This is a genomic window from Kitasatospora sp. DSM 101779, from assembly GCF_025655475.1.
Lineage (GTDB): Bacteria > Actinomycetota > Actinomycetes > Streptomycetales > Streptomycetaceae > Kitasatospora.
The window spans coordinates 894,393-919,954 of record NZ_JAHTIK010000001.1 but is presented as its reverse complement, the minus strand read 5'-3'; the positions used below and the strand labels follow the sequence as shown (position 1 = coordinate 919,954).

Annotated in this window: 26 protein-coding genes and 1 pseudogene; 15 read left to right on the top strand and 12 right to left on the bottom strand. The window is 75.9% G+C overall.

Features of this window, described 5'->3' with window-relative positions:
- Window positions 1-296: 296 nt before the first annotated feature.
- Window positions 297-1,280, top strand: coding sequence for a citrate/2-methylcitrate synthase (locus KSNIM_RS04370; RefSeq protein ID WP_263101884.1), 984 nt, complete (start codon window positions 297-299; stop codon window positions 1,278-1,280).
- A 16-nt stretch (window positions 1,281-1,296) separates the two neighbouring features.
- Here the strand turns inward: KSNIM_RS04370 and KSNIM_RS04365 are convergent, their stop codons facing one another.
- Entirely contained in the window at window positions 1,297-1,743 is a 447-nt protein-coding gene (locus tag KSNIM_RS04365; protein ID WP_263101883.1) for a hypothetical protein, read from the bottom strand.
- Window positions 1,744-2,018: 275 nt separating this feature from the next.
- On the opposite strand from KSNIM_RS04365, the gene KSNIM_RS04360 reads away from it, so the two are divergent.
- Window positions 2,019-3,332, top strand: coding sequence for a hypothetical protein (locus KSNIM_RS04360; RefSeq protein ID WP_263101882.1), 1,314 nt, complete (start codon window positions 2,019-2,021; stop codon window positions 3,330-3,332).
- Window positions 3,333-3,380: 48 nt separating this feature from the next.
- On the opposite strand, the gene KSNIM_RS04355 is transcribed toward KSNIM_RS04360, so the two are convergent.
- The 6 genes from KSNIM_RS04355 to KSNIM_RS04330 form a co-directional block, all read right to left on the bottom strand.
- Window positions 3,381-4,976 (bottom strand): MFS transporter, encoded by a 1,596-nt coding sequence (locus KSNIM_RS04355; protein ID WP_263101881.1) that lies wholly within the window; start codon window positions 4,974-4,976, stop codon window positions 3,381-3,383.
- The gene (locus KSNIM_RS04350) at window positions 4,973-5,527 is read right to left on the bottom strand and encodes a TetR/AcrR family transcriptional regulator (RefSeq protein WP_263101880.1); all 555 of its coding nucleotides are present in this window, start codon (window positions 5,525-5,527) and stop codon (window positions 4,973-4,975) included. Before KSNIM_RS04350 ends, KSNIM_RS04355 begins: the two co-directional genes overlap by 4 nt.
- Window positions 5,528-5,674: 147 nt before the next feature.
- Entirely contained in the window at window positions 5,675-6,070 is a 396-nt protein-coding gene (locus tag KSNIM_RS04345) for a cell division protein SepF (RefSeq protein ID WP_263101879.1), read from the bottom strand.
- A gap of 279 nt (window positions 6,071-6,349) precedes the next feature.
- On the bottom strand, window positions 6,350-6,859 hold the full coding sequence (locus KSNIM_RS04340; RefSeq protein ID WP_263101878.1) for a DinB family protein: 510 nt from the start codon (window positions 6,857-6,859) through the stop codon (window positions 6,350-6,352).
- A gap of 143 nt (window positions 6,860-7,002) precedes the next feature.
- Window positions 7,003-7,701: a TVP38/TMEM64 family protein gene (locus KSNIM_RS04335; protein WP_263101877.1), complete on the bottom strand. Its 699-nt coding sequence runs from the start codon at window positions 7,699-7,701 to the stop codon at window positions 7,003-7,005.
- The gene (locus KSNIM_RS04330) at window positions 7,698-8,642 is read right to left on the bottom strand and encodes a deoxyribonuclease IV (protein ID WP_263101876.1); all 945 of its coding nucleotides are present in this window, start codon (window positions 8,640-8,642) and stop codon (window positions 7,698-7,700) included. Before KSNIM_RS04330 ends, KSNIM_RS04335 begins: the two co-directional genes overlap by 4 nt.
- A 136-nt stretch (window positions 8,643-8,778) precedes the next feature.
- Between KSNIM_RS04330 and KSNIM_RS04325 the strand changes: the two genes are divergently transcribed.
- Window positions 8,779-10,017 (top strand): cytochrome P450 family protein, encoded by a 1,239-nt coding sequence (locus KSNIM_RS04325; RefSeq protein ID WP_263101875.1) that lies wholly within the window; start codon window positions 8,779-8,781, stop codon window positions 10,015-10,017.
- 18 nt (window positions 10,018-10,035) lie between these two features.
- Here the strand turns inward: KSNIM_RS04325 and KSNIM_RS04320 are convergent, their stop codons facing one another.
- Together KSNIM_RS04320 and KSNIM_RS04315 are read right to left on the bottom strand one after the other, a co-directional pair.
- Entirely contained in the window at window positions 10,036-11,064 is a 1,029-nt protein-coding gene (locus tag KSNIM_RS04320) for a S66 peptidase family protein (RefSeq protein WP_263101874.1), read from the bottom strand.
- Between the two features lie 88 nt (window positions 11,065-11,152).
- Window positions 11,153-12,343, bottom strand: a complete 1,191-nt coding sequence (locus tag KSNIM_RS04315; RefSeq protein WP_263101873.1) for an MFS transporter — start codon at window positions 12,341-12,343, stop codon at window positions 11,153-11,155.
- 88 nt (window positions 12,344-12,431) lie between these two features.
- On the opposite strand from KSNIM_RS04315, the gene KSNIM_RS04310 reads away from it, so the two are divergent.
- The 5 genes from KSNIM_RS04310 to KSNIM_RS04290 all read left to right on the top strand — a co-directional run bounded on the left by KSNIM_RS04310 (window position 12,432) and on the right by KSNIM_RS04290 (window position 17,281).
- On the top strand, window positions 12,432-13,625 hold the full coding sequence (locus KSNIM_RS04310; RefSeq protein ID WP_263101872.1) for an ROK family transcriptional regulator: 1,194 nt from the start codon (window positions 12,432-12,434) through the stop codon (window positions 13,623-13,625).
- A gap of 158 nt (window positions 13,626-13,783) precedes the next feature.
- A complete protein-coding gene (locus KSNIM_RS04305; protein ID WP_263101871.1) occupies window positions 13,784-14,200 on the top strand; it encodes a molybdopterin-binding protein in 417 nt (138 codons plus the stop codon).
- Between the two features lie 35 nt (window positions 14,201-14,235).
- Window positions 14,236-14,934: a glycerophosphodiester phosphodiesterase gene (locus KSNIM_RS04300; protein WP_263101870.1), complete on the top strand. Its 699-nt coding sequence runs from the start codon at window positions 14,236-14,238 to the stop codon at window positions 14,932-14,934.
- Window positions 14,931-16,052: a winged helix DNA-binding domain-containing protein gene (locus KSNIM_RS04295; RefSeq protein ID WP_263101868.1), complete on the top strand. Its 1,122-nt coding sequence runs from the start codon at window positions 14,931-14,933 to the stop codon at window positions 16,050-16,052. The genes KSNIM_RS04300 and KSNIM_RS04295 overlap by 4 nt, the downstream gene beginning before the upstream one ends.
- Window positions 16,053-16,171: 119 nt before the next feature.
- Window positions 16,172-17,281, top strand: coding sequence for an AI-2E family transporter (locus tag KSNIM_RS04290; RefSeq protein ID WP_263101867.1), 1,110 nt, complete (start codon window positions 16,172-16,174; stop codon window positions 17,279-17,281).
- Window positions 17,282-17,296: 15 nt separating this feature from the next.
- Here KSNIM_RS04290 and KSNIM_RS04285 read toward each other — a convergent pair whose 3' ends face one another.
- Window positions 17,297-18,202: a hypothetical protein gene (locus KSNIM_RS04285; RefSeq protein ID WP_263101866.1), complete on the bottom strand. Its 906-nt coding sequence runs from the start codon at window positions 18,200-18,202 to the stop codon at window positions 17,297-17,299.
- Window positions 18,203-18,446: 244 nt separating this feature from the next.
- Here KSNIM_RS04285 and KSNIM_RS04280 point away from each other — a divergent pair, with 244 nt between their 5' ends.
- From KSNIM_RS04280 to KSNIM_RS04250, 7 genes are all read left to right on the top strand, one after another.
- Window positions 18,447-19,412 carry an alpha/beta hydrolase gene (locus KSNIM_RS04280; RefSeq protein WP_263101865.1) on the top strand — a complete coding sequence of 322 codons (966 nt, stop codon included), beginning with the start codon at window positions 18,447-18,449 and terminating at the stop codon, window positions 19,410-19,412.
- Window positions 19,409-20,278, top strand: a complete 870-nt coding sequence (locus tag KSNIM_RS04275) for a spermidine synthase (protein WP_263101864.1) — start codon at window positions 19,409-19,411, stop codon at window positions 20,276-20,278. Before KSNIM_RS04280 ends, KSNIM_RS04275 begins: the two co-directional genes overlap by 4 nt.
- A gap of 129 nt (window positions 20,279-20,407) precedes the next feature.
- Window positions 20,408-21,283 carry a class I SAM-dependent methyltransferase gene (locus KSNIM_RS04270; protein ID WP_263101863.1) on the top strand — a complete coding sequence of 292 codons (876 nt, stop codon included), beginning with the start codon at window positions 20,408-20,410 and terminating at the stop codon, window positions 21,281-21,283.
- A 119-nt stretch (window positions 21,284-21,402) separates the two neighbouring features.
- Window positions 21,403-22,143 carry a DedA family protein gene (locus tag KSNIM_RS04265; protein WP_263101862.1) on the top strand — a complete coding sequence of 247 codons (741 nt, stop codon included), beginning with the start codon at window positions 21,403-21,405 and terminating at the stop codon, window positions 22,141-22,143.
- A gap of 54 nt (window positions 22,144-22,197) precedes the next feature.
- Window positions 22,198-22,866 (top strand): O-methyltransferase, encoded by a 669-nt coding sequence (locus KSNIM_RS04260; RefSeq protein WP_263101860.1) that lies wholly within the window; start codon window positions 22,198-22,200, stop codon window positions 22,864-22,866.
- A gap of 115 nt (window positions 22,867-22,981) precedes the next feature.
- On the top strand, window positions 22,982-23,917 hold the full coding sequence (locus tag KSNIM_RS04255) for a Gfo/Idh/MocA family protein (RefSeq protein WP_263101859.1): 936 nt from the start codon (window positions 22,982-22,984) through the stop codon (window positions 23,915-23,917).
- Window positions 23,918-24,235: 318 nt separating this feature from the next.
- Complete coding sequence (locus KSNIM_RS04250; RefSeq protein WP_263101858.1) at window positions 24,236-24,802, top strand: GNAT family N-acetyltransferase; 567 nt, start codon at window positions 24,236-24,238, stop codon at window positions 24,800-24,802.
- 19 nt (window positions 24,803-24,821) lie between these two features.
- Here the strand turns inward: KSNIM_RS04250 and KSNIM_RS04245 are convergent, their stop codons facing one another.
- Window positions 24,822-25,190 (bottom strand): YkvA family protein, encoded by a 369-nt coding sequence (locus KSNIM_RS04245; protein WP_263101857.1) that lies wholly within the window; start codon window positions 25,188-25,190, stop codon window positions 24,822-24,824.
- 157 nt (window positions 25,191-25,347) lie between these two features.
- Window positions 25,348-25,562, bottom strand: a pseudogene (locus KSNIM_RS04240) (hypothetical protein); the annotation flags it as partial.

Below are 25,562 nucleotides of genomic sequence, written 5' to 3'. Positions count from 1 at the left end.
GGCCGCACCTGCGGCCGCCCCGGCCGCCGGCGCGGCTCCCACCCCGGCCGAACGCCGGCCGGCCGGACAGTCGGCGGGCGTCGGCCGCTGAGCCGTACCGGAGCACCACCCGGGCACCGTCCCCGCCGGCCCTCGCGGCCCGCGGCGGGCGGTGCCCGTCAGCCGTCCCCGGACGCGGTACCCGATACGGGGCCGCGTCCGCGGGCTCCGCACCACCCGGGCCCGTCGACACGACCGCACCACCAGGACCGCACCACCAGGACCGAAGCAGCCGGTCCGCACCGAGGAGTCGCCCCATGTCCGACGTCACCGCTCCCGACCGCACCACCCCCGCGCCCGACCTCACGGAACTGATCGGGCGTCACACCTTCGACGAGGTCTGGGGGATCCTCGTCGACGGCAGACCGTGGCCCGGACTCGGCCCGGGCGAACCGCTCACCCTGCCCGTCCGCCACGGTGACGTCCGGGTGGACACCCAGAACTCCCTCGCCGGACTCGGCCCCGCCTGGGGACTCGGCCCGCTGCACGACATCGGCGACGAACAGGCCCGGGAGGACCTGGAACGCGCCACCATCGCCACCCACACCTTCGTCGCCCAGTCCGTCCGCGGCCTGCACCTGCCCGCCGTGCCCCACTGGGCGATCGAGGCCGGCGGCAGCGCCGCCGAACGCTTCCTGCTGCGCTGGCGCGGCACCGCCGAACCGCAGCACGTCCGGGCCGTCGACGCGTACTGGTGCTCCGTCGCCGTCCATCCGGTCGACACGGCCACCACCACGGCCCGGCTGATCGCCTCCACCGGCGCGGACGTGGCCACCTGCCTCTCCACCGCGGTCGCCGCGATGGCCGGCCCGCGGCACCGGACCGTCCCGGCGGCCGTGCTGCGACTGGTCGCCGAGATCGAACACGGCGCGGACGTCCGGGCGGTGGTGCGGGCCGCCCTGGTGAGCGGCGAGGCGCTGACGCTCTTCGCCGCGCCCGCCGCCGGCCCGGCCGCGCAGCGGGCCCGGGCCCTGCGCGCAGCCGTGGTGCGGGCGGCCGCGCCCCGCTACGAGGCCGCGGCCCGACTAGAGGAGGCCGCCGGCGAACTCCTCACCGAGGTCGGCGCCGCTCCCGCCACGGCCGCGGCCGGTCCCGAGTTCTGGGCCGCCGTCCTACTCGACTCCGCCGACGTCCCCGTGCACCTCTTCACCGCCCTGGCCATCTGCGGCCGCACCGCCGACTGGTCCGCCCACATCCTCGACCAGAAACGCACCCGCCGCCCCGTCCCGATCGCCGCCTGACGGCCCGCCACCGGTCTCAGAGGGCGATCGGACGGTAGGCCAGTGCCGTGTCCACCACGTCCTCCGCAGCCGCTGCGTGCCTCGCGGGGGAGTGGAACAGCAGGTCGAGCAGGTGCGGATGCGGCAGTGCGGTGCGCAGCACCCGGAGGTACCAGTCGGTGTCCGGTCCGGCGACCCACACCCGCCGGACCAGCTCGGCGGCCTCCGCGCGGCTCGTGCCCCGGACGGCCGGCCGGGCCGCCTCCCGGGTGAGGGCGTCCGCACCGCGCCCGCCGTCGCAGGCGGCGAAGTCGGCGACGGTGCAGCCGTGCCCCGTCCCGCGGTTGAACGCATCAACCGCCGGCTGTGCAGCCGCCGGGCCGCCGGTGAGGACGAGATCGGCGATCGCCGCCACCACCGCCGCCAGCTCGGCCAGGCGTTCCGCGGGGACGGGCGGCGGCAGCAGGTCGGCGCGCAGATCCATCCGGGCAGGATGCCCCACCGCGCCGACACCGCCCACCCCGGGGTGCGCACCGGAGGGACGGCAGAAATCCGATTGCCCCGGACGGGCGGCGGCCGACATGATCGGCCGCATGTGCGACCACGACCGGAAGGGCGGCCGCCACCCGTCCCGATGAGCGCCGCCGTGCCGCAGCCCCGAGGGGCGGGCGGCCCGTGTCCGGCGTGCCGTCGTGTCCGCGTTCTCCCCGTGACCTCGGCGGGACGCGGACGCCCGCCCGTTTCCTCCGGAGCTGATGCATGACCACCGAACTGACCAAGGCCCGGGACCTCCTCGACTCGGGCGACCCGCAGGGCGCGATGCGCACCCTGCGGCACGCGGCCGACTCACTGGCGCCCGCGGACTGCGCACCGCTGGTCCGCCGGCTCGCCGAGGGGGCCGGCTTCGACGACCTCGCCGAGGCGGCGGCCGCCGTCGCCAGGCACTCCGACCGGTCGGACGCGCTCTACGCCTACGGCTACGCCTGCATCGAGCGCGGGGTGTCCGCCCTCGCCGTGCCCGCCCTCCGGGAGGCACTTCGGCTGGCCCTTACCCCACGCCGCGGCGGCCTCCTCCGCCGTGTGCCCGAAGCGCGGACCGGCCCGCAGCAGATCCTGCTGGAGCTCGCCGTCGCGCTGGAGGACGAGCAGCGGCACGCCGCCGCCGTCGAGCTGCTGACCGAGCACGACGGCCTGCTGACCGACTGGCCGGGCCGCTACCTGCTGGTCCACAACGCCCTGATGGACGGTCGGCTCGACACGGCCGGCCGGGTGTTCGCCGGCCTCGGCGAGCCCTCGGAGACCTGGCGCCCGGCGGCGGACCGCGTCCGCCGCACGCTGCGCCGGTCCGTGGACGCGACCCCGGCCGACCGCCGTGACCTGCGCGGCTGGCACTACACGCTGACCGGAGGCCTGCTGGCCACCCTCTCGCCGTACGGCTTCGCCGCCGGGATGACCGGCCGCTGGGCCTTCTACCAGGAAGGCTTCGACGGCTGCCGCCGCGGTCTGGACCGGCTCGCCGTGGTGCTGGGGGCGACCGGCCGCCGCCCGGCCGCGGTGGCGCTGCTGCCCGACCGCGGCAGCCGGGCGCTCGGGCTCGCCGCCGCCGGGCTGCTCGGCCTGCCCGCCGCCCCCTACCGGCCGGGAACGCCGGACACCCTGGTGGTGGCGTACGACCTGAACGCGTCCGAGCCGGAGGTGCTGGCCGCGCTGCGGGACCGGGCCGAGGGCGAGGTGCTGTTCGAGCACGCCACCTGCTGGACCGACCCGCCCGCGGTCTCGGCGGACGTCTCCACCCTGCTGGTGCAGCACGTCGTCGCCCCCTGGGAGCCGTCGCTGCGGATCGGCGACGCGGGCGAGCCCGAGCGCACCCCGGGCGACGACCGGTCCGCCGAGGAACTCGCGGAGGAGATCCACGCCGCCGAGCCCGAGCCGGACGAGGGCGACGGCGACACCCCGGCCGACCCGGACGAGCTGCTCGCGGCCTTCGCGGCGCGGGTGCGGGGCAGTTGGCTGACCGGCCCGCGCGACCGGGTGCGTTCGGCGGGGCCGGTGCCCAGCTCGAGGTTCGCCTGATCCGCGCGGGGGCGGGTCGGCCGACCCGCCCCCGGTGCCTCGCCCCGGTCAGCAGACCCTCTCGGCAGCCCGTGCCTCGGGCCGTTCGCCGGCGCCGCCCGTAGCGGTGGCATCGGGTCCGGCCGCCGTCCGTCCGGGGCGGGTGCGCAGCAGCCACCAGCCGGTGGCCGCGGCGGCCAGCAGCAGTGCGCCGGCGAGCCAGGCCGCCACGTTGACGCCGTGCACGAAGGCGAGCTGCGCGTCGTCGAGCAGACGGGCGCCGAGCGGGCCGGGCAGGGCGGCCGCGGTCTCGACCGCGCCGCCGATCGACTCGCGGGCCTGTTCGCCGGCGGCCGCGTCCACCCCGGCCGGGACGGTCAGGCCGCCGGCGTAGATCGCGGTGACCACCGAGCCGACCAGGGCGATGCCGAGTGCGGTGCCCAGTTCGTAGGCGGTCTCGGAGACGGCCGAGGCGGCTCCGGACTTCTCCGCCGGCGCGGCGCCGAGCACCAGGTCGGAGGAGAGGGTGTAGACGACGCCCTCGGCCGTGCCGACGGCCAGGAAGGACGCGCCGAGCAGCAGGTAGGTGCTGTCGCGGTGCATCAGGCCGAGGACGGCGATGCCCGCGCCCATGGCGAGCAGAGCGGCCGTCAGGGCGGCCCGGGTGCCGAACCGGCGGGCCGCGCGGGCGGTCAGCAGACCGCCGACCACCGCGCCGGCGAAGGCCGGGAGCTCGGCGATGCCGGCCGCCAGCGGGGACATCCCGCGGACCAGCTGCAGGTACTGGGACATGAAGAAGATCACGCCGGAGAGCCCGATCAGCGAGGTCAGGGTGGCGACCACGGCCGCGGTGAACCGGCGGTCGGCGAACAGCCGGACGTCGAGCAGCGGGGTCTCCAGCCGCAGCTGGCGGCGGACGAAGAGGATCAGCGCCGCGGCGCCGAGGACGAACGCGGCGGGCACCGACCAGTGATCGAACGGGCCGTGTGCCGCAGCCTCCTTGACCGCGTAGACCACGCCGATGACACCGGCCATCGACAGGGCGACGCTGGCGACGTCCCAGCGGCCCGGTCGCGGGTCGCGGGACTCCGGCAGCAGCCAGACGCCGAACGCCAGCAGCAGGGCCAGCACCGGCAGGTTGAGCAGGAAGACCGAGCCCCACCAGAAGTGCTCCAGCAGCACGCCGCCGACCAGCGGGCCGAGTGCGGCGCCGGCGGTGGCGCCCGCGCCCCAGATCCCGATCGCGGTGGCCCGCTCCCGGGCGTCCGGGAAGAGCGCGCGGATCAGTGACAGGGTGGACGGCATGATGGTGGCGCCCGCCACGCCGAGCAGGGCGCGGGCCAGGATCAGCCAGCCGGCGCCGGGGGAGTAGGCGGCGAGCAGCGAGGCCGCGCCGAAGGCGGTGGAGCCGAGCAGCAGCAGCCGCTTGCGGCCGATCCGGTCGCTGAGCGCCCCCATGCTGACGAGCAGTCCGGCGAGGACAAAGGAGTACGCGTCGCCGATCCACAGCAGCTGGGTGCCGCTCGGGCGGAGCGTCTCGCTGATCGACGGGATGGCGAGGGAGAGCACGGTCGCGTCGAGGGCGACCAGGGTGACGGCCAGGACGAGTACGCCCAGACCGGCCCAGCGGTGCTGCGCACGGGCCTGGACGTGGGTGCCGGTCATGACTGTTCCGATCTCCTGAGGGCTCCGCCGAGGAACAGCTCGGTGAGCGAGTACGCGCCGTCGCGCGGGGCCAGGCGTCCGTCCTGGACGGCCCAGCCGACGCCGGCGACGAGGTCGAAGAAGGCTTCGCTGAGCCAGCCGGCCGCGAGTTCGATCCGGAAGACGCCCTGCTGCTGGCCGCGGAGGAAGAGCGCGCGGACGCGGGCGTCCTGCGCCTCCCAGAGGTCGTTGATCTCGGGGTCGTCGTAGAGCTGGTTCTCGCCGGCGAGGAAGGCGCAGAGCGCGGCGTCCGGGACGACCGCGTCGACCAGTCGGCGCAGGGCGGCGTCCGCCGGGCCTTCCTCGATCCCGGCGGTGTCGCAGGCGTCCGCGAACTTCCGCAGGCTGAGCATGCCGACCTCGCGGATCAGCGCCTCGCGGCCCGGGAAGATCCGGTGCAGCGTGGCACGGCTGATCCCGGCGGCGCGGGCGATCTCGTCGAGGTGGGCGGTGGGGCGGCGGGAGAGCACGCCCACGGCTGCCTCGAGGACGGAGTCGCGATCGGTGGCCATGAGTCGAGTGTAGAGCATGTGAGACATGAATGTCTCAAAGGGGAGCGGAGAATCCTGACTGAGACGGCTCCGCGTCGCGGTGCGCCCGGTTCCGGGCAACAGAAAACCGGGGACGGCGGGTGCCGCCCCCGGTCGGGGAGGGGTGGATCAGCTCTGGTTGTAGAAGCCGCTGTTGTCGAGCGGGCGGTCGATCACCGTCACCTCGACGTCCGGCGGGGTGAGCAGGAAGACCCGGCGGGCGATCCGCTCGATGCCGCCGCGGGTGCCGAAGACCAGGCCGGAGGCGAAGTCGACCATGCGCTTGGCCTCGGGGTCGTCCATCTCGCTGAGGTCCATCACCACCGGCGTGCCGGTGCGCAGGTGCTCGCCGACGGTGCGGGCCGCCTCGAAGCCGGTCGGCTTGAGCGACACGATCTTCGCCGCGGGCGCCGGCACGGACGGCAGGGTGTCCTCGGTGTCCCACGCGTCGTCGTACACCGCAGCGGGGTAGTTCCCGGAGGGCATCAGCCACCCGTTGTGGTGCTCGTCGCGAAGTGCTCCCATTTGCCGCGCCTCCCTCTCCCGACCCGTACGCGCCCCCCGTGGGCGTGTCTTTTTGACACGTCATCCACTTGTTGGAACTGTCCGAGTATCGCACTGATCACCGGTTCGGTGCCCGCACGCGACCGCCGTCCGGGTCGTGGCGCGCCCGATCGCCGGGAGATCCCGACACCCGGTGCGACGCCGCAGGTCGCCGGACGGTTCCGCGTGTAGACCATATGGGGAGGCAGCTTCGGGAAGTTGACGATCCGTCAACGAAGCTGTAACGGCGTCAGCCCCTGCTCACTCCCCGGTCGCGCCGTCGATCCGCTCGCGGATCAGATCGGCGTGTCCGTTGTGCCGCGCGTACTCCTCGATCATGTGGACGAGGATCCACCGCAGCGTGACCTCCTCGCCCCGGCGCAGCTGCTTGCCGACCGTCTCCGGCGGCAGCCCGGCGGCCGCCTCGCGGGCCAGCTCGACCTGGGCGCGGTAGGTGGCGAGGTCGGCCTCCACGTCGGCGGTGTCGACCTGGTTGAAGTCGCCGTCCTCGTCGTCCTTCGTCCAGTAGATGCCCTCCTCGAACTCCTGCCCCTGGAGGACGGCGAGGAACCAGTACCGCTCCACCTCGGCCATATGCCGGACGAGGCCCAGCAGGCTGAGCGAGGACGGCGGCACCGAGCGCTCGCGGAGCCGGTCGTGGTCGAGACCCTCGGTCTTCAGCAGCAGGGTGGCCCGGTGGTAGTCCAGCCAGGCGGTGAGCATGGCGGTCTCGTCGGCGGCGAAGGGCGGATCGATGCGTTCGGTCGTCATGCCGGACATCCTGAGGCAGCGTCGGGAACGACTGCCACCCAATATCGGTCGTGTCCGCGCCGGGCCCTGCCGGCGGCCCCCTGCCGCCGCCCCCTCCCGGCACGTGTCGGCGTGCCGCGGGCGACGGGCGACCCGCCGGCGACTCAGCCGGCTGCGGCCGCGCGGCGGGAGCGGAGCAGCGAGAACCCGCTCACCGCGGTCATCAGCACGACCGCCCCGGTGGACACCAGGAAGGCCGGCGAGGTCGGCGATGATGCGCTCGCGCCGGCCACCACCGAGGCCGCGGTGCCCGGAAGCACGCCCAGGGCGGTTGCGGCGAGGTAGGGCGCCGGGCGCACGCCGGAGAGCGCGCAGGCGTAGTTGGCGGGCTGGAACGGCACGCCCGGCACCAGCCGCAGCAGCAGCACGCTGCGGAAACCCTGCTCGGTGAGCCGGCGGTCGACCGCGGCCGCCGCCCGGGCGCGCAGCAGCGGCCGCAGCGCGTCCCGGCCGAGGGTGCGGCCGAGCCAGAACGCCGCCGCCGCGCCCAGGGTCGTCCCGGCGACCGCGAGCGGCAGGCCCACCGCCGTGCCGAGCAGCATCCCGGCGGCCGCGTTGAGTGCCGGCTTGGGGACAAAGGCCAGCGTGCCCACCGTGTACACCGCCAGGGCGATCGGCAGCCGCCAGGGGCCGTGGCCGCCGCCCAGCGCGTCGACCGGGCTCCACAGCAGCAGAGAGGCGGCCGCCGCCGTGAGCACCAGCACCAGCAGCACCGGGCGCAGCCGGTCGGCCGGGCTGCGCCCGCCCCGCCGGTCGGCGTCCGCGGGCAGGTTCTGCGGGTCGGCGCCCGTGGTTGCGCTCATGCCGGCGTCCCCTTGAGAGCCGCCGCGCCCGCGGCAGCGCGCAGCTCCTTGAGGCGTGCGATGTCCTGGCCGTGCCGGGCGCCCTCGACCCGGTCGGGGTCGTGGCGGCCGTCCGGGGTCTCGATGATCAGCGGGACGCCGGCGGTGTCCGGATGGGCGAGCAGTTCGCCGAAGGCGTCGGCACCGATGTGGCCGGCCCCGATGTTGGCGTGCCGGTCCTTGCGGGCCCCGAGCACGTCCTCGGAGTCGTTGGCGTGGACGAGCTTCAGCCGACCCGGCCCGACCGCCTCGGTCAGCTCGGCCAGCATGGCCGCCGTGCCGCCCGGAGCGGCGAGGTCGTGCCCGGCGGCGAAGGCGTGACAGGTGTCCAGGCAGACACCGAGCAGCGGGTGGCCGTCCAGCGCGTCGGCGTAGTCGGCGAGGTCGGACATCCGCCCGCACAGCGAGCTGCCCTGGCCGGCGGTCGGCTCCAGCAGCAGCCGAGGGGCACCGGCGCCGAGCGCCTCGAGTTCGTCGAGCAGCGGCAGCACGTACGAGCGGACGTGCGCCAGCGCCGTGGAGCGCGGGCCGCAGAGCGCCGAACCGGTGTGCACCACCACGCCCAGGGCGCCGATCGCGTGCGCGCGGTGCAGCGAGTGCCGCAGCGACTCCGCCGAGCGCTCCCGGGTGACGGCAGACTCCGACCCGAAGTTGATCAGGTACGGGGCGTGCACGTACGCCGGGATGCCGAGCTCGGCGCAGGCGGTCCGGAAGGCCTCGTCGTGCTGCGGATTGCCGGGCGGGGTCGCCCAGCCGCGCGGGTTGGCGACGAAGACCTGCACGGCCTCGGCGCCCACCCGGGCCGCGTACGCCAGTCCGGTTCCGACCAGCCCGCGACCCGCCACCGGGACGTGGGCGCCGACCGGGTTGCGCTGCGCCGGCACGGCCACGGGGAGATCCATGGCGGCGAGCATGCCCGATCCGGCCCCGCAGGCGGAAATCCGCCGACCGGCCCCGGCCCGCCGCAGGCTCTGCGATCATGCAGCCGTCGCACCCCGCCCCTTGCTGGTGTGCCCTGCCGAGACCGAGGAGACCGCGGTGCTGCCGCCCGCCGACGCGCCCGTCCCGCTGGACGAGGGCTTCCTCGCCGACCCGCACGGCGTCTGCGCGGGGCTGCACCGCCGCGGTGCCGTGCACCGGGCGGTCGCCCCCGACACGACGCCGCTCTGGCTGATCACCGGGTATGAGCAGGTCCGTGAGGCGGCCGCCGACCCCCGGCTCGCCCTCGACAAGCGGCACGCCCGGAGCCGCGGCGCGGCGGGCGACTCCCTGCCGCCCGAACTCGACGCCCACCTGCTCAACCGGGACGGCGCCGACCACGCCCGGCTGCGCCGCCTCGTCGCGGCGGCGCTCGGCCCCCGCCGGACCGAGGCCCTGCGCGAGCCGATCCGGCGGACCGCGGACGCACTCCTCGACCACGTCGAGGCCCGCGGTCGCGGGGACGTGGTCGCCGACCTGGCCGCCCCGCTGGCCGTCGCCGTGATCTGCGACCTGCTGGGCGTCCCGTCCGGCCACCGGGTGGACTTCCGGGTCTGGACGGACACCCTGCTCTCGCCCGACCCCGGCGCCCCCGGGCGCTCGCGCGACGCGATGCGGGCCATGCACGGCTTCCTCGGCGAGCTGATCGCCCACAAGCGGGCCGTACCCGGCGACGACCTGCTGTCCGAACTGATCGCCGCCGAACGGGATCCGCAGGCACCGGAGGACCCGCCGGGCGAGGGCCCGGCAGGGGAGGCGGGGCTGACCGAGCGGGAGCTCCTCGCCATGGCCTTCCTGCTGCTGTTCGCCGGGTACCACAACACGGTCGGCCTGATCTCCGGCACCGTGCTGGCCCTGCTGACCCGGCCGCGGGAACTGGCGGCCGTCCGCGCGGGACGGCTCGGCCTGTCGGCTGTGACAGAGGAGGTACTGCGGTGGGACCCGCCGGCCATGCTGGCCGTCCGCCGCTTCCCCACCGAGGACCTCACCGTCGACGGCACCCGGATCGCGGCGGGCGACCGGGTCTGGCTGTCCTGGGCCGCCGCCAACCGCGACCCCGCCCGCTTCCCCGATCCGGACGCCTTCGACCCGGCGCGGCAGGGCCCGCCGCACCTCGCCTTCGGCCGCGGTCCGCACTTCTGCGCCGGTGCGGCCCTGGCCCGGGCGGAGAACGAGATCGCCGTGGGGGCGCTGCTGCGCCGCTTCCCGCGGCTGGCCCTCGACGCCGACCCCGCGACCCTCACCCGGCGGCGGTCGCTACGCAGCCGATGCCCGGCCGCGTTGCCGGTGCGGGTCTGAGGGCCGGCGGCCGGCCGGTCAGGCCAGGGTCTGCACGAGTTCCCGACGGTCGGCGGTGCGGACGACCCGGCCGAGGGCGCCGTTGACGATCGGCAGGTACGGCGGGACGTGGCCGCACTCGACGTCCGCGAGGATCGGCACGCCGAGCGGCCCGAGGGCGTCCAGCACCGCCTGGTGCTGGGTCAGCGACCGGCCGTCGGGCGCCGAGGTGCGGCCGACCAGGACGGCGTTGGCGGCGTCGAAGAACCCGGCGAGCCGCATCCCGTGCAGGTTGCGGCAGATCGTGTAGGCGTCGTCGCCGGACGCCTCGACGTACACCAGCAGGCCCTCGGGGGCGTGCTCGCGGGCGAAGGCCGGGACGTCGCCGTAGGGCGTCCCCGCGATGTTGCACAGGGTCTCGATGCAGCCGCCGACGAGCCGGCCCTCGACGTCGAGGTCGCCGCCCCCGTCCAGCCGGGTCCAGGTGCCGTGGCCGTCGAGGACGAGCTCGCGGACCTCCGGGGAGACGGCGTAGTCGACCCAGCCGTTCACCCGGTGGCGGTCGGGCGGCGTCTGGGCGAAGCGGCCGCCCGCGGGCATCGAGACGATGTCCAGCCAGGAGAGCAGGCCCGCGGGGACGTCGTACGGGGTGTCCATCAGGTTGTTGCCGTGCAGGGTCGCGATCCCCGTCCGCAGGGTGAGCGGGGTCATCACGGTCGACAGGTCGGAGAAGCCGACCAGCCAGGTCGGTTCGGCCGCACGGATGCGGTCCCAGTCGAGCAGCGGCAGCAGGTCGATGGCGGTCTCGCCACCCCACGGCGGCACCACGGCCCCGACCGCCGGGTCCGTCAGCAACTCGGTCAGCTCGGCCGCGCGCTCCGCCGCCGGTGCGCTGATGTGCCCCGACCCGTCCATGCAGCGGCCGAGGACGACCTCGAAACCGCGGTCCTCGACCGTGCGGACGGCCGTGTCCAGTCGCTTGCGGAGGTTGTCCGGGACACCGCTGGAGGGGGAGGTCACGGCGATCCGGTCGCCGGGGAGCAGGGGCTGCGGGAAACGTATCGGCATGCCGGTGATCATGGCACCCGGCCCCATCCCCGTGCCTGGCAAATCGTCACGGGCGCGAGGGCGGCCAATTCGGCGGCCACCCAGTCCGTCAGTCGACGTGGGCGGGGACCCGGGCCGGGGCGCGGTCCGCCGTCGCCCTGCGGCGCAGTGCGCCCGCCGACGGGATCAGCGCGGCGGCCAGCACCGTCACCACCGCGAAGGAGACGGTGAGCGACGTGGCCTGGGCGATGCCGCCGACGATCGCCGGGGCGACCAGCCCCGAGGTGTAGGTGACGGTGGCGACGCCGGCGATCGCCTGGCTCGCGTTCCCGCCGGACCTGCCGGCGGCCGCGAAGGCGAGCGGGACGACGACGGCGATGCCGATGCCGATCAGCGCGAACCCCGGGATCGCCAGCCAGGCGCCGGTCGAGACGACCACCAGCAGGCCGCCGACGGTGGCGACCGAGCCGCCGAGCCGGACGCTGCGCACCGGGCCGAGCCGCTCCACCACGGTGTCGCCGGCCAGCCGGGCCGCGGCCATGGTGGCGGCGAACGCCGAGTAGCAGGCGGCCGCCGTCCCGGCCGAGGCGCCGGTGACGTCCCGCAGGTAGACGCCGCCCCAGTCCATGCTGGCGCCCTCGGCGAAGACCGCGCAGAAGCCCACCAGGCCGATCAGCAGGGCCGAGCGCGGCGGCCGCGCGAACCGCGGCGGCGCCTCCTGCTCCGGCTCCGGGCGGACGTCCAGCAGCGGGCGGGTGACGGCCGCCGCGAGGGCGGTGAGCACCGCCGCAGCGACGGCGAACTGCACGCGGGCGTCGATGCCGCGGTGGGCGGCGAGCACGCCGAAGCCGGAGGCGACCAGGCCGCCGACGCACCACATGCCGTGCAGGCCGGACATGACGGAGCGGCCGAGCCGCTCCTCGACGGCCACGCCCTGGGCGTTCATCGCCACGTCCGACATGCCGGCGCTGGCGCCATACACGAAGAGGGCGAGCCAGAGCACGGCGAGGTTCGGGGCGAGGGCGGGCAGGGCCAGGGCCAGCGTCCAGGCCATCAGCAGGGCGCGGACGGCGGTCCGCTCGCCGTGGCGGTGCACGATCCGGCCGGCCAGCGGCATGGCCAGGAAGGAGCCGACCGCGGGGGCGATCAGCGCGAGCCCCAGCTCGCCGGGGCCGAGGTCCAGGTGGTCCTGGATCCAGGGGATGCGGGTGGCGAAGGTGCCGGTCACCGCGCCGTGCACGGCGAAGACCAGGGCGATGCCCACTCTGGCGCGCCGTACGCCGTGCAGTTCGTCCGCCATGCGATCGTCCTCTCCGGTCTGTCCGGCATGACTCCGATAAACTATCAGGAAGGGACCCTGATAAAAACCTCTGGAAAGATGCGCTTCCATGACGACCGCGCGCACGGCGACGCCCAGCACCGCCCGGGCCATCAACGACCGGCTGGCGCTCGACCTCCTGCTGGAGAGCGGCCCGCTGACCGCCACCGAACTGCGCGGCCTCACCGGACTGTCCCGCCCCACCGTCGCCGACCTGCTCGAACGCCTGCAGCGGGCCGGCCTGGTCGCCGTCGTCGGCGAGAGCGGCGAGCAGCGCCGCGGACCCAACGCCCGGCTCTACGCCCTGGTCGCCGACCGCGCCTTCATCGCCGGTCTCGACGTCCGCACCACCGGCGTCGACCTGGTGGTCGCCGACCTCACCGGACGCACCCGGGCCACCGCGACCGTCGCCGGCGGCGACGAGCGGCTCGCCGAACACACCCTCGACGCCCTCGCCCGGGCCGCCCGCGAGGCCGGCGCCGAACGCCTGCACACGGTCGCCGTCGGCGCACCCGGCCTCTTCGACCCGGCCACCGGCGAGCACCAGAACTCCGGCGCGCTCTCCCGCCACCAGACCGAACTCCTCGCCGCGCTGCGGGCCGACCCGCGCACCGAGGTCACCGTCGACAACGAGGTCAACCTCGCCGGCATCGCCGAGCACCGGCTCGGCGCCGCCCGCGACCGGGACACCTTCGTGCTGATCTGGCTCAGCCACGGCGTCGGCGCCTCCGTCGTCCTCGACGGCCGGCTGCGGCGCGGCGCCACCGGCGGCACCGGCGAGATCGGCTACCTCCCGGTGCACGGCTCCGGACTGCCGAGCGGCGACGGCGGCTGCGACTCCGGCGGCTTCCACACCCTCGTCTCCTCCGCCGCGGTCTGCGACCTCGCCCGCACGCACGGCCTGCCCGTCCCCGAACCGGCCGGGCCGCCCGCCAGCGCACCGCTCGGTGAGCAGGTGGTGCGGCACGCCGCAGCCGCCGGCGGGCCCGCGGCCGGCGCCTTCCTCGACGAGTACGCCCGCCGGATCGCGCTCGGCGCGGCCTCGGTCTGCGCGGTGCTCGACCCCGGCTGCGTGGTGCTCGGCGGCGAGATCGGACGGGCCGGCGGGGCCCAGCTCGCGAGCCGGGTCGAACGCGAGATCGCCCGGCTCGTCCCGCTCCGCACCGAGGTGCGGGCCGGCACCGCGGGCGGCGGCGCCGTCCTCGCCGGTGCCGTGCTCACCGCGGGCGACGCCGTCCGCCGCGACCTCTTCGGCGGCGGGTGACGCCGAGGCGCTCGCGCGGCCCTGACGGGCTGCCCGCTCGCCCCTTGTGGCCGGTTACCCGCCTGCCCCCGGGGTAGGGCAGGATGGCCGCGGACACCCTGCGCGCCGCACACCTCCGCACCGGTGCCACCGCCCGAACCGAACGCCAGGAGAGCCCCATGGCCCAGCCCGACCGGCCGGTCCACCCGTACCGCATCGGCGAGGCCGCCGCGATGCTGGGCGTCAGCGCCGACACCATGCGGCGCTGGGTCGACGCGGGCCGGCTCGCCGCGACCAGGGACGACCACGGCCACCGGATCATCCCCGGCGACCGGCTCGCCGCCTTCGCCCGGGAACTCGCCAGGCCCGAGAACGCCGAGGCCGAGGGTCGGCCGTCCTCCGCCCGCAACCGCTTCCCGGGCATCGTCACCGAGGTGGTCCTCGGCGACGTCGCCGCCCAGGTCGAGATCCAGGCCGGCCCCTTCCGGGTGGTCTCGCTGATCAGCCGGGAGTCGGCCGAGGAACTCGCCCTGGTGCCCGGCGCGCCCGCCACGGCCGTGATCAAGTCCACCAACGTGGTCATCGAACGGCGCTGACGCGGCGCCACCCGTCCGAGGAGACGCCCCACCCCATGAGCCGCCCGACCGTGCTCGCCGTCGCCCACCGCGGCGACCCCTACCGGTACCGCGAGAACACCCTGCGCTCCGTGGAGTCGGCCGCCGCGGCCGGCGCCGACGCCGTCGAGGTGGACGTCCGGCTGACCCGCGACGGCGTGCCCGTCCTGCTGCACGACCCCACCCTCGAACGGCTGTGGGAGGACCCGCGGCCGGTGCACCGGCTCACCCTGGACGAGCTCGCCGGGATCGGCGACCCCGCCGGCCCGCGGGTGCCCACCCTCGCCGAGGCGCTCAAGGCGATCGCCGAGACGCCCGCCACCCGCCTGCTGATCGACCTCGACGAGCCCGGCCCGGCCGCCGCCGCGCACCGTGCCGTCGCCGACCTCGGCGCCGCGCAGCGGGTCGCCTACTGCGGCCCGACCGCCGCCATGCTCGCCGTCCGCGCACTCGACGCGGACGCCGAGATCGCCCTGACCTGGCGTCAGCCCCGGCTGCCCGGCCGCCCCCTCCTCGACGACCTGCGGCCGCGCTACCTCAACCCGCCCTTCGGCATGGTCGAGCCCCGTCTCGTCGACGCGGCCCACGACGCCGGCCTGCTCGTCTCCACCTGGACGGTCGACCTGCGCCGTACCGTCCGCCGCATGCTGCGGGCCGGCGTCGACTCGGTCACCAGCAACCGCATCGGCATGCTCCGCCGGGAGCTCGACGCGTGAGCGCGCCGCTGACCGCCCGCGCCCTCGGCCGGGCGCTGCTGGCCCGTCAGCACCTGCTGGAGCGCAGCACCCTGGACGCCGCGGCGATGGTCCGCCACCTGGTCGGCCTGCAGGCCCAGGCCGCCCCCGAGCCGCCCTACCTCGGCCTGCTCAGCCGGATCGAGGGCTTCCGTCCCGAGCAGCTGACCGCCCTGCTGGAGGAGCGCACGGCCGTCCGGATCGCCCTGCAGCGCGGCACCATCCACCTGGTCACCGCCGAGGACTGCCTGACCCTGCGTCCGCTGCTGCAGCCGGTGCACGACCGCTGGCTGCGCACCTCGTACGCCAGGCGGCTGCCCGACCTCGACCTCGCCGGCCCGTCCACCGGCCCGTCCGGCGACCTGGCCGCGCTCGCCGACCGGGCCCGGCAGCTCGTCGAGGCCGAACCGCTGACCTTCCAGCAGCTCGGCCCGCTGCTCGCCCCGGCGTACCCGGCGAGCGAGCCCGCGGCGCTCGCCCAGGCCGCCCGGTGCGCGCTGCCGCTCGTCCAGGTGCCGCCGCGCGGCCTGTGGGGGCGGAGCGGTCCGGCCGCGCACACCACCGCCGAGCACTGGCTGGGCCGCCCGCTCGACCCGGCACCCGCCCTGGACGAGCTGGTGCTGCGCTACCTCGCCGCCTTCGGCCCGGCCACCGCCGCCGACGTGCAGAAGTGGTCCGGCCTCACCCGGCTCGGCCCGGTGCTGACCGGGCTCGGTGACCGACTGGTGCGGCTGCGCGACGATCAGGGCCGCACGCTGTTCGACCTCCCGGAGGCGCCGCGCCCGGACGGCTCGGTGCCCGCACCCGTCCGGCTGCTCGCCCCCTTCGACAACCTGCTGCTCTCGCACGCCGACCGCAGCCGGGTGCTGCCCGAGGCGTACCGCACCCGGGTGATGACGGTGAACGGGATCGTGCTCGGCACCGTCCTGGTGGACGGACTGGTGGCGGGCAGCTGGAAGGCCGAGGAGGGGGTGCTGACGGTCCGGCCGTTCGTGGCGCTGCCGCGCGGCGCGCGGGCGGGCGTCGAGGAGGAGGCCGCCCGGGTACTGGCCCTCACCGGGGCGGCGGACGGCCGGACGGTGATCGCACCGGCCGAGTAGGCCCCCTGCCGCGCGGAGGCCGTGCGGGGCGCGCCGGTCACCCACCGTGCCGTCCGATTCATCAGCTTGTGTGCTGATATGGGGTGGAGCGGAGGGTGCCCGTCGACCCCGGAGGTGCCATGCCGGCCGAGCCCCCGGAGGACGGCCGACCGGCCGTGCTGCCCCGCCCGGTGCGGCAGGCCGCCGCCTGGTCCGCCGCGGTGCTGCTGCTCGTCGCGGTCGCCGCCCTGCTGGTCTGGGCCCTGGTCGAACTGCAGGCGGCCACCGTGCCGGTGATTGTGGCCCTGCTCGGCACCGCCCTGCTCGAACCGGTGATGCCCTGGCTGGTCCGCCGCGGCATGCGCCGGGGCGCCGCCGCCGGCCTCACCTGCACCGTCCTGGTGCTCGCCGTCTGCGGGGTGCTCGCCCTGCTGGTCAACTCGCTGGTGCACAGCGCGCCCGACATCGCCGCCGCCCTCACCGAGGCCGGCCGGCGGATCGCCGACTGGCTCGGCCCGCTCGGCCAGAAGATCCAGTACGCGCTCCAGCAGAGCTCCGGCTCCGGCAGCAACCTGGTCAACTCGCTCGCCAACGGCGTGCTCTCCGGCCTCGGCCTGGCCACCCAGCTGCTCACCGGCGCGGTACTCACCCTCGCCCTGGTGTTCTTCTTCCTCCGGGACGGCCACCGCACCGCCGACGCCGTCCGCTCCTGGCTGCCGCCCGGACCCGCCGAGACCGTGATCGCCTGCGCCCGGCAGGCCTTCGCCGCGACCGCCGGCTTCATGCGCGGCACCACCCTGATCGCCCTGATCGACGCGCTGTTCATCACCGTCGGACTGGTGGTGCTGAGCGTTCCCGGCGCGGCCGGCCTCGGTGCGCTGGTCTTCATGGGCGCCTACATCCCGTTCGTCGGCGCCTTCCTGTCCGGCACGGTGGCCGTGCTGGTGGCGCTCGCCGACGGCGGCTTCGCCAAGGCGCTGTGGGTGCTCGGCGTGGTGCTGGCCGTGCCGGCCATCGAGGGCAACGTGCTGCAGCCCTTCATCCAGAGCCGCACCGTCGAGCTGCACCCGGCCACCATCATGGTCGCGGTGGTGGCCGGGGCCGGCGTGGCCGGGATCATGGGCGCCCTGCTCGCCGTACCGCTCTGCGCGGCCGGACTCGGCGTGGTCACCGTCCTGCGGCGCCAGGCCGGGCCCGCCGGGGGAGCGGCCGCCGAGGCCGGCGACCGGCCCGACGGCACCCCGCCGTGAGCCCCGGCCCTGTCCTCAGTCCACCACCGCCTGGTCCTGCCAGAACGCGAACTGCTGAACCGCGTCGCCGTCCAGCCCCCACGGCCAGATGGTGACCACCCCGTCCAGCGCCGCGAACACCCCCGCCGCCTCGCCGATCCGGCCCGCCTGCCCGAGCGCGTACGCCAGCACGTTCAGGTCCGACAGTGCCGCCGCGTGCCGCAGGAACCCCGGCTCCGGCCAGTCCGCCACCGCCCGGGCCAGCGCGGCCTCGGCGTCCGGCATCGCCCAGCGCCGCCGCGCGCCGAGCGACGTCACCCCGCCGGCCGCCAGCGCGGCCCGGTAACGGTCCGTCAGCATGACCAGCTCCAGCCCGGCCACCGGCGACCCCGGCGGGGCCGCCTCCCGCACCGCCGCCACGAAGTCCAGCACCTGCCCGTGCGAACCGCACTCCTCCGGCGACAGGTAGCGCAGCATCTCCAGGTGCGCGACCCGGTTCCAGGCGTCCCGCGCGCCGATCTCCCGGCACAGCGGGTACATCTCCTGCTCCGGACGGCGCATCAGCCGGTGCACGGCCAGCAGCGCCACCCACGGCGCCGGGTCCTCCGGCCGCATCTCGGCCGCCCGGCGGCACCGGTCCACCGTGCCCTGCGGATCCTCCAGCGCCCCCGCCAGCCGGGCCTGCACCACGTCCACCCAGGCGTGCAGCACCAGCGCGTCCGCCTCCCGCGGCCGCTGCCGCCGCCACACCCGGGCCAGCGCCGGGGACGCCACCTGCGCGAGCACCGCCAGCCGGTGGGTGCGGCGGTCCCAGTCCCGGCCGGCGTCCCGCAGCACCTGCTCCACCAGCCCCGCCGACAGGTCCAGCTGGCCCTGCAGCTGCGGGCCGGACAGCTGCCGCCGGACCCGGCCGAGTTCGCCGTCGTCGAGCTCAGGAGCCAAGCGCGGTGCGGTACTTCGGCGTCGTCCAAAGATCGGCATGCCCCCGGAGGCTAGCGAAAGGGGCACCCCGCCCACAAAAGCCCGGCGGCACCCCCGGGGCCGCTCCGTGCCACGTCCGGCTGCTCGGTGTACGCCCTGATCAGGGGCGGTGCACGGCCCGACCGGCGGGCTGCCGGTCCACCTCCGGCTACCGAGCGGTATGGTCGGGCTCGACGACCGACCACGAGGGGAACGGGGAAGCGGCATGGACTTCCGGACGGACATCCTGGGCGAGCCCTACGAAGCCGTCGAGCTGCCGCTCGCCGACGACGAGGAGGGCACCGTCAGCGCCACCCTGGTGCGCCGCCTGGTACCCGGGTCCACCCGCGCGGTGCTCTACGTGCACGGCTACGTCGACTACTTCTTCCAGACCCACCTCGCCGACCACTACACCGCGGCCGGCTACTCCTTCTACGCCCTCGACCTGCGCAAGTACGGCCGGTCGCTGCGCCCCCACCAGTCGCCCAACTTCGTCCGCGACCTCAGCGCCTACGACGAGGAACTGGACGAGGCGGTGCGCGTGATCCGCGAGGTCGACGGGCACACCCAGCTGCTCGTCAACGGCCACTCCACCGGCGGCCTGGTCACCGCGCTCTGGGCCGACCGCCGGGCCGGCCGCGGCCTGGTCGACGCGCTCTTCCTCAACAGCCCCTTCCTCTCCATGCCCGCCGCGGCCGCCGTCCGCACCCTCGGCGCACCCGCCGTCGAGGCGCTCGGCCGCCTCGCCGGCCTGCGCAGGCTGCCCGCCCCGCTCAACCCGCACTACGTGCACAGCCTGCACCGCGACCACAAGGGCAGCTGGGAGTTCGACCTCTCCCTCAAGCCCGCCGAGGGCTTCCCGCTGTACGCCGGCTGGCTCGCCGCCATCCAGCGCGGCCACCGCGCCGTCCGCCGCGGCCTCGCCGTCGACTGCCCGGTACTGCTGATGGCCTCCACCGCCTCCACCGTCACCAACCGCTGGGACGACGCCCTGCGCACCACCGACGGCGTGCTGCGGGCCGACGACATCGCCGCGCTCGGCCCCCGCCTCGGCCGCAACGTCACCGTCCTGCGGATCGAGGGCGGCGTGCACGACCTGGTCCTCTCCGGCGAGCAGGCCCGCACCCAGGTCTTCGCCGAGCTCGACCGCTGGCTCGCCGCCTACCTGCCCGCACCGGTCGCCGCCGCATGACCCGGGACGAGCAGCCGGGCCCGCTCGGGGACGAACCGCTCCCCGTCCACCGGGAGACCGCCCTCGGCACCGCCCGGCTCCTGCCCGACATCGACCGGCCGCAGGCCTGGCTGCTCACCCTCGACGGCACCCCGCAGTCCTACGTTGACCTCGCCGACCCCACCCACCTCGAATTCGAGTACACCCGGCGGATCGGCCACCTCGCCGACGTGCTCGCCCCCGCCGGGCTGCCGCTCGACGCCCTGCACCTCGGCGGCGGCGCGCTCACCCTGCCCCGCTACCTCGCCGCCACCCGCCCAGGATCCCGGCAGCACGTCGTCGAGGCCGACGGCCCGCTGGTCGACCTCGTCGCCGACCACCTGCCCTGGCCGGACGGCATCGAGGTGACCGTCGGCGACGCCCGAGCCGCCCTGGCCGCCGCGCCGCCCGCCGCCGCCGACCTCGTCGTCGCCGACGTCTTCCATGGCTCCCGCACCCCCGCCCACCTCACCTCCGTCGAGTTCGCCAGCCTGGCAGCCGCGGCCCTGCGCCCCGGCGGCTGCTACGCGGCCAACCTCGCCGACGGCCCGCCGCTCGCCTTCGCCGCCGCCCAGGCCGCCACCCTCCGCGCCGTCTTCCCGTACACCTGCCTGGCCGCCGAACCCGCCGTACTGCGCGGCCGCCGCTACGGCAACATCCTGCTGATCGGCTCCACCGCCCCGCTGCCCGCCGCCGAACTCGCCCGGCGCCTGGCCGGCGACCCCTTCCCCGCCCGGCTCGCCGACGGCCCCGACCTGGACGCCCTCACCGGCACCGCCCGCCCCGTCCACGACACCGACGCCGTCGACTCGCCGCCACCCCCGGACGGCGCCTTCAGCGTCGGCTGAGCACCCGGCCGCGGCCACGGACCCCGCTGCCCGCCGACGGCGCGTTCAGCGCCGCACGGAGGGCCGGGCGGGGCAGAATGCCAAACCGGGTCCGGCGACCGCCGTCGGACCGCCGGAGGGAGCCAGACGATGACGGCGCAGCAGCCGGAGAAGATCGGCGCCGCCCTGGGAGCGGTCCCCGAGACCGCCCTGTGGACGCTCTACCACCGGGCCGTCGAGGCCCGCCGGTGGGACACCGTGCTGCCCGACCCGCGGGCCGTCGAACTGGTCGAGCGGATCGACTACCCCTTCGAGGAGCGCTTCGGCCCCGACGGCGGGCTCATCGGCCAGATCCAGGCCCTGCGGGTCCGCGCCTTCGACCGTGAGGTTGCCGACTTCCTCGTGCGCTGCCCCCGAGGCACCGTGGTCTGCCTCGGCGAGGGACTGGAGACGCAGTACTGGCGGGTCGACAACGGCCGCGCACAGTGGCTCTCCGTCGACCTGCCCGAGGCCGTCGCGCTGCGCGAGCGGCTGCTGCCCGCCGCACCCCGGCAGCGACTGCTCGCCTGCTCCGCCACCGACCCCGCCTGGACGGACGAGGTCGACCCCACGCACGGCGTGCTCATCACCGCCCAGGGCCTGCTGATGTACCTGCGGCCCACCGAGGTCCGCGACCTCATCGCCCGCTGCGCCGAACGCTTCCCCGACGGCACCTTCGTCTTCGACGCGGTGCCGCGCTGGTTCAGCCGGGCCGCCTCGCAGGGCAAGCTCCACGACCGCGGCTACACCGCTCCGCCGATGCCCTGGGGCATGGACGCCGACGAGCAGTGGAAGCTCGCCACCGCGCACCCGGCGGTCGCCGAGATCCGGGACGTGCTGCCGACCGGTGGCCGCGGCCCGGTCGGCGTGCTGCTGCCGTACGCGGCCAGGCTGCCGATCCTCGGCGCGCACCGGCCGTCGGTGGTGGCGCTCCGCTTCTCCGCCCGGGCGGGGCGCGCGGAGGCGGCGGGAACTGCCGTCCGATGATCGGCGTATAAGGTAAAGGCCGGGTCAACCCGTTACCCTGCCCTGAGGGCGCCGGGCCTGCCCGCGGCCCAGCCAGTCCGGCCGAGACGCGGTCTCGTCCCGTCACGGAGGTACCCGCCTTGCACATCGACCAGTGGATCGAGAGCGTCCCACCGACCTCGGTGTACGCCCTCGTCGCCCTGATCATCGGCCTGGAGAGCCTGGGCATCCCGCTGCCCGGCGAGATCGCGCTCGTCTCCGCCTCGCTGCTGTCGGCCCGCGGTGTGGTCAGCCCCTGGTGGGTGGCGGCCTGCGCGATCGCCGGTGCGGTGATCGGCGACTCGATCGGGTACTCCATCGGCCGCCGCGGCGGCAAACCGCTGTTCGAGAAGCTCGGCCGGCGCTTCCCCAAGCACTTCGGGCCGGACCACCTGGCGACCGCCGAGCGCTCCTTCCAGAAGTGGGGCATGTGGGCGGTCTTCTTCGGCCGGTTCATCGCCCTGCTGCGGATCTTCGCCGGCCCGCTCGCGGGCGCCCTGCGGATGCCGTACTGGAAGTTCCTGATCGCCAACGTGCTGGGCGGCATCGCCTGGGCCGGCGGCACCACGCTGCTGATCTACCAGGTCGGCAAGGTCGCCGAGCACTGGCTGAAGAGCTTCTCCTGGGCCGGCCTGGTGGTGGCCGCACTGGCCGGCGCCGGTTCCGCCTGGCTGGTCAAGCGCCGGGCCGCCAAGGCGCGGGCCGAACACCCCGAGCAGTCCGGCGGCAAGAGCGTGCCCGAGGGCTCCGCGGACGTGGCCGTGCCCGCCGCCGCCCAGGGCGCCGGAAGCCCGGCCGCGGCTCCGGTGAACGCCGGCGCGGCCGAGCCCGTCGCCGACTGACCGTCAGGCCCGTGGGCTAGGCTCGGTGCGCGTACTACGGACTGGGAGGCGGGCGTGAGCCAGCAGCAGTGGACGGCGGTCGACGACTACTTCACCGAGGTCCTCATCGGGGCGGACCCGGTGCTGGACGCGGCCCAGCAGGCCGCCGACGCGGCCGGGCTGCCCCGGATCGCCGTCTCCGCGCCGCAGGGCAAGCAGCTGCAGCTGCTCGCCGAGACGCTCGGCGCCCGCCGCATCCTGGAGGTCGGAACCCTCGGCGGCTACAGCGCGATCTGGATGGCCCGCGCGCTGCCCGCCGACGGCCGGCTGGTCACCCTGGAGATCGACCCGGTGCACGCCGAGGTCGCCCGCGGCAACCTCAAGCACGCCGGCTTCGCCGAGGTCGCCGAGGTCCGCCTCGGCCCCGCCGCGGAGACCCTGCAGGAGCTCGCGAACGAGGGCGCCGACCCCTTCGACCTGGTCTTCATCGACGCCGACAAGCCGGGCAACCCGGTCTACTTCGCCTGGGCGCTGCGGCTCACCCGGCCCGGCTCGCTGATCGTCGTCGACAACACCGTCCGCGGCGGCAAGGTCGCCGAGGCCGACTCCACCGACCCCGCCGTGATCGGTGTCCGCCGCCTGCACGACGCGATCGCCGCCGAGCCGCGGGTCTCCGCCACCTCGATCCAGACCGTCGGCTCCAAGGGCTACGACGGCTTCACGCTGATCCGCGTCCGGGCCTGACCGCGTCCGGGCCCGACGACCTCGGGGCCCGACCGCCTCCGGGCACGGCGGCCGGTGGTCCGGACCCGGCCGTGCACCGAGAAACCCCACGTACCGAGAGAGCACAGGGAACACCATGCGGATAGGCCTGCTCGGCACCGGCCCCTGGGCGCGCGGCGTGCACGCGCCCGCACTCGCCGGCCACCCCGGCGTCGAGTTCGCGGGCGTGTGGGGCCGCCGACCGGGGGCCGCGGCCGAGCTCGCCGCCGCGCACGGCGTCCCGGCCTACGAGGACGTCGACCGGCTGATCGCCGACGTCGACGCGGTCGCCGTCGCGCTCGCCCCGCAGGCCCAGGCCGAGCTGGCCCTGCGGGCCGCCGAGGCCGGTCGGCACCTGCTGCTGGACAAGCCCGTCGCGCTCACCGTGCCGCAGGCCCGCCGGATCGCCGACACCGTCGCCGCCAACCGGCTCGCCTCGGTCGTCTTCTTCACCCTCCGGTTCGGCGGCGAGCGGGTCGGCTGGCTGGCCGAGCAGGCCGCCCGGGGCGGCTGGTTCACCGCCCGCTGCGACTGGCTCGGCGCCGTCTTCACCACCGACAGCCCGTACGCCGCCTCGCCCTGGCGGCGCGAGAAGGGCGCGCTGTGGGACATCGGCCCGCACACGCTGTCGCTGCTGCTGCCGGTCCTCGGCGACGCCACCACGGTGACCGCGGCCGCCGGGCCCGCCGACACCGTGCACCTCGTCCTCGGCCACGCCGGGGGTGCCTCCAGCAGCACGACGGTCAGCCTGACCGCACCCCCGCAGGCCGCCGGCGTGGTGCTGGAGCTGCGCGGCGAGGCCGGCGTACACCGGCTCCCGGAGGCGGGCGTGCCGCCCGTCGAGGCCTTCGGCCACGCCGTGGACGGACTGCTCGCGGCCGCGCGGAGCGGCACGCCGCACCCCTGCGACGCCGCCTTCGGCCTGCGCGTGGTCGAGATCCTCGCCGCAGCAGAGCAGTCCCTCGCGGAGGGCACCACCGTTCCGCTGCCGGCCCGCCCCGCCGCCCCTCCCGTCCCCGTCGCCGGGGCCTGACCGAGGGGCACCGGCGGGGCCGCACGCCGGGGCGGGTGCGCCGATTCGGTCTCGCGGGGGGTGAAGAGGAGGTCTGCGGAGCGCGGGGCAGCGGGGGGCACGAGCCACTCCTTCGCATGCGTGGGGTTGCGGGCTGCCGAGGCACTACCCGCGTAGCACCGAAGTTGGGGGCGAACCAGCCTTTGCCGGGAAGTTGTTGATGCACCCTCAGGCTGCACTCGGGAGCGACCGCCGGTCGACCGAGCCCGCCCGCCCGCCGCCGGCGCACCACCCGCGCACCCCGACGCCCTTTCCACGTGCACACCCGCGCATGGCACGATGGCAGGGACCAGCCCGCCGCCGACCCCGGAGCAGCCCGTGCAGCCCGTACCCGCCTTCCGTGCCGCCGGACCGGCCGACGTGCCCGCCGTCGTCGCCCTGGTCGAGTCCGCCTACCGCGGGGAGGCCAGCCGGGCCGGCTGGACCACCGAGGCCGACCTGCTCGACGGGCAGCGCACCGACGAGGCCGGAGTGTCCGAGGTCGTCGCCCGCCCCGGGTCCGTGGTGCTGCTCGCCGAGGCGGACGGCGCCCTGCTCGCCTGCTGCCACCTGGAGCGCCGCACCACCGCCGCCTACTTCGGCATGTTCTCCGTCAGCCCCGCCCTGCAGGGCGGCGGCATCGGCCGGGCCGTCCTCGAGCGCGCCGAGCGGCACGCCCGCGAGGAGTGGGGCATCGACCGGATGGAGATGACCGTCATCGAGCAGCGCGCCGACCTGATCGCCTGGTACGAGCGGCGCGGTTACGTGCGCACCGGCGAGTACGAGCCCTTCCCCTACGGCGACGAGCGTTTCGGCGTCCCGCTCCGCCCCGACCTGCGCTTCGAGCGGCTGGTCAAGGTGCTCTGAGGCGACCGCCGGAGCGGACTCAGTCCGCCTGGACCTGCTTCTGCGACCACTCCAGGTAGCGGCCGGACTCCCGGGTCAGGCCGGCCAGGAACCACACCAGCACGGCGGTGTCGTCCGTCCAGCCGACGAACGGGATGACGTCCGGCAGCGCGTCGATCGGGCTCAGCAGGTAGACCGCGCACAGCACGGCGAGCGCCGCCAGCTTGCCCGGGCCCACGCCCGGATAGCGGCCGGTGAGCGCGTCGCGCACCAGCCGGGGCGTGGCCGCGACCCGGGCACCCAGCCCCGGCGCCCCCGGCCGCTGGGTCTCCCGGTACAGGCCCCATGCGGACCGCGACACCGCGGCCCGGTCGATCCCCTGCATCCGCTTCGGTACGGGCTTGGCCACGGCGTCCTCCTCACTGTCCGGTGGGACGCGCCTGCCGCGCCCGCCGATCCACGGTACGGGACGCGGCCCGTTCCGCCGTAGGGGCCTGTGCCCCGTGTCAGCCAGGACAACGGGGAGCCGCGCCCGGTTCCACCGCTCGTCAGGTCGCCGCAGGGGCTCAGCCGCCGTACAGGCTGCGGCAGGTCCTGGCCTGTTCGGAGCCGGGTGCCCACTGGCCCTGGCGCTCCGCCTCCTCGCACACCTTGATCGTGGTGAGCGGCGGCACCGCGGCCGTCGCCCGGGGGCGGGTGCCCGGGCGCGGCCGGTGCGGTGAGCGGGACGGTCCCGGGCGGGCCGTCCGGCTCGGGGCGGCCGCGGGTGCGGCCGTGTCCT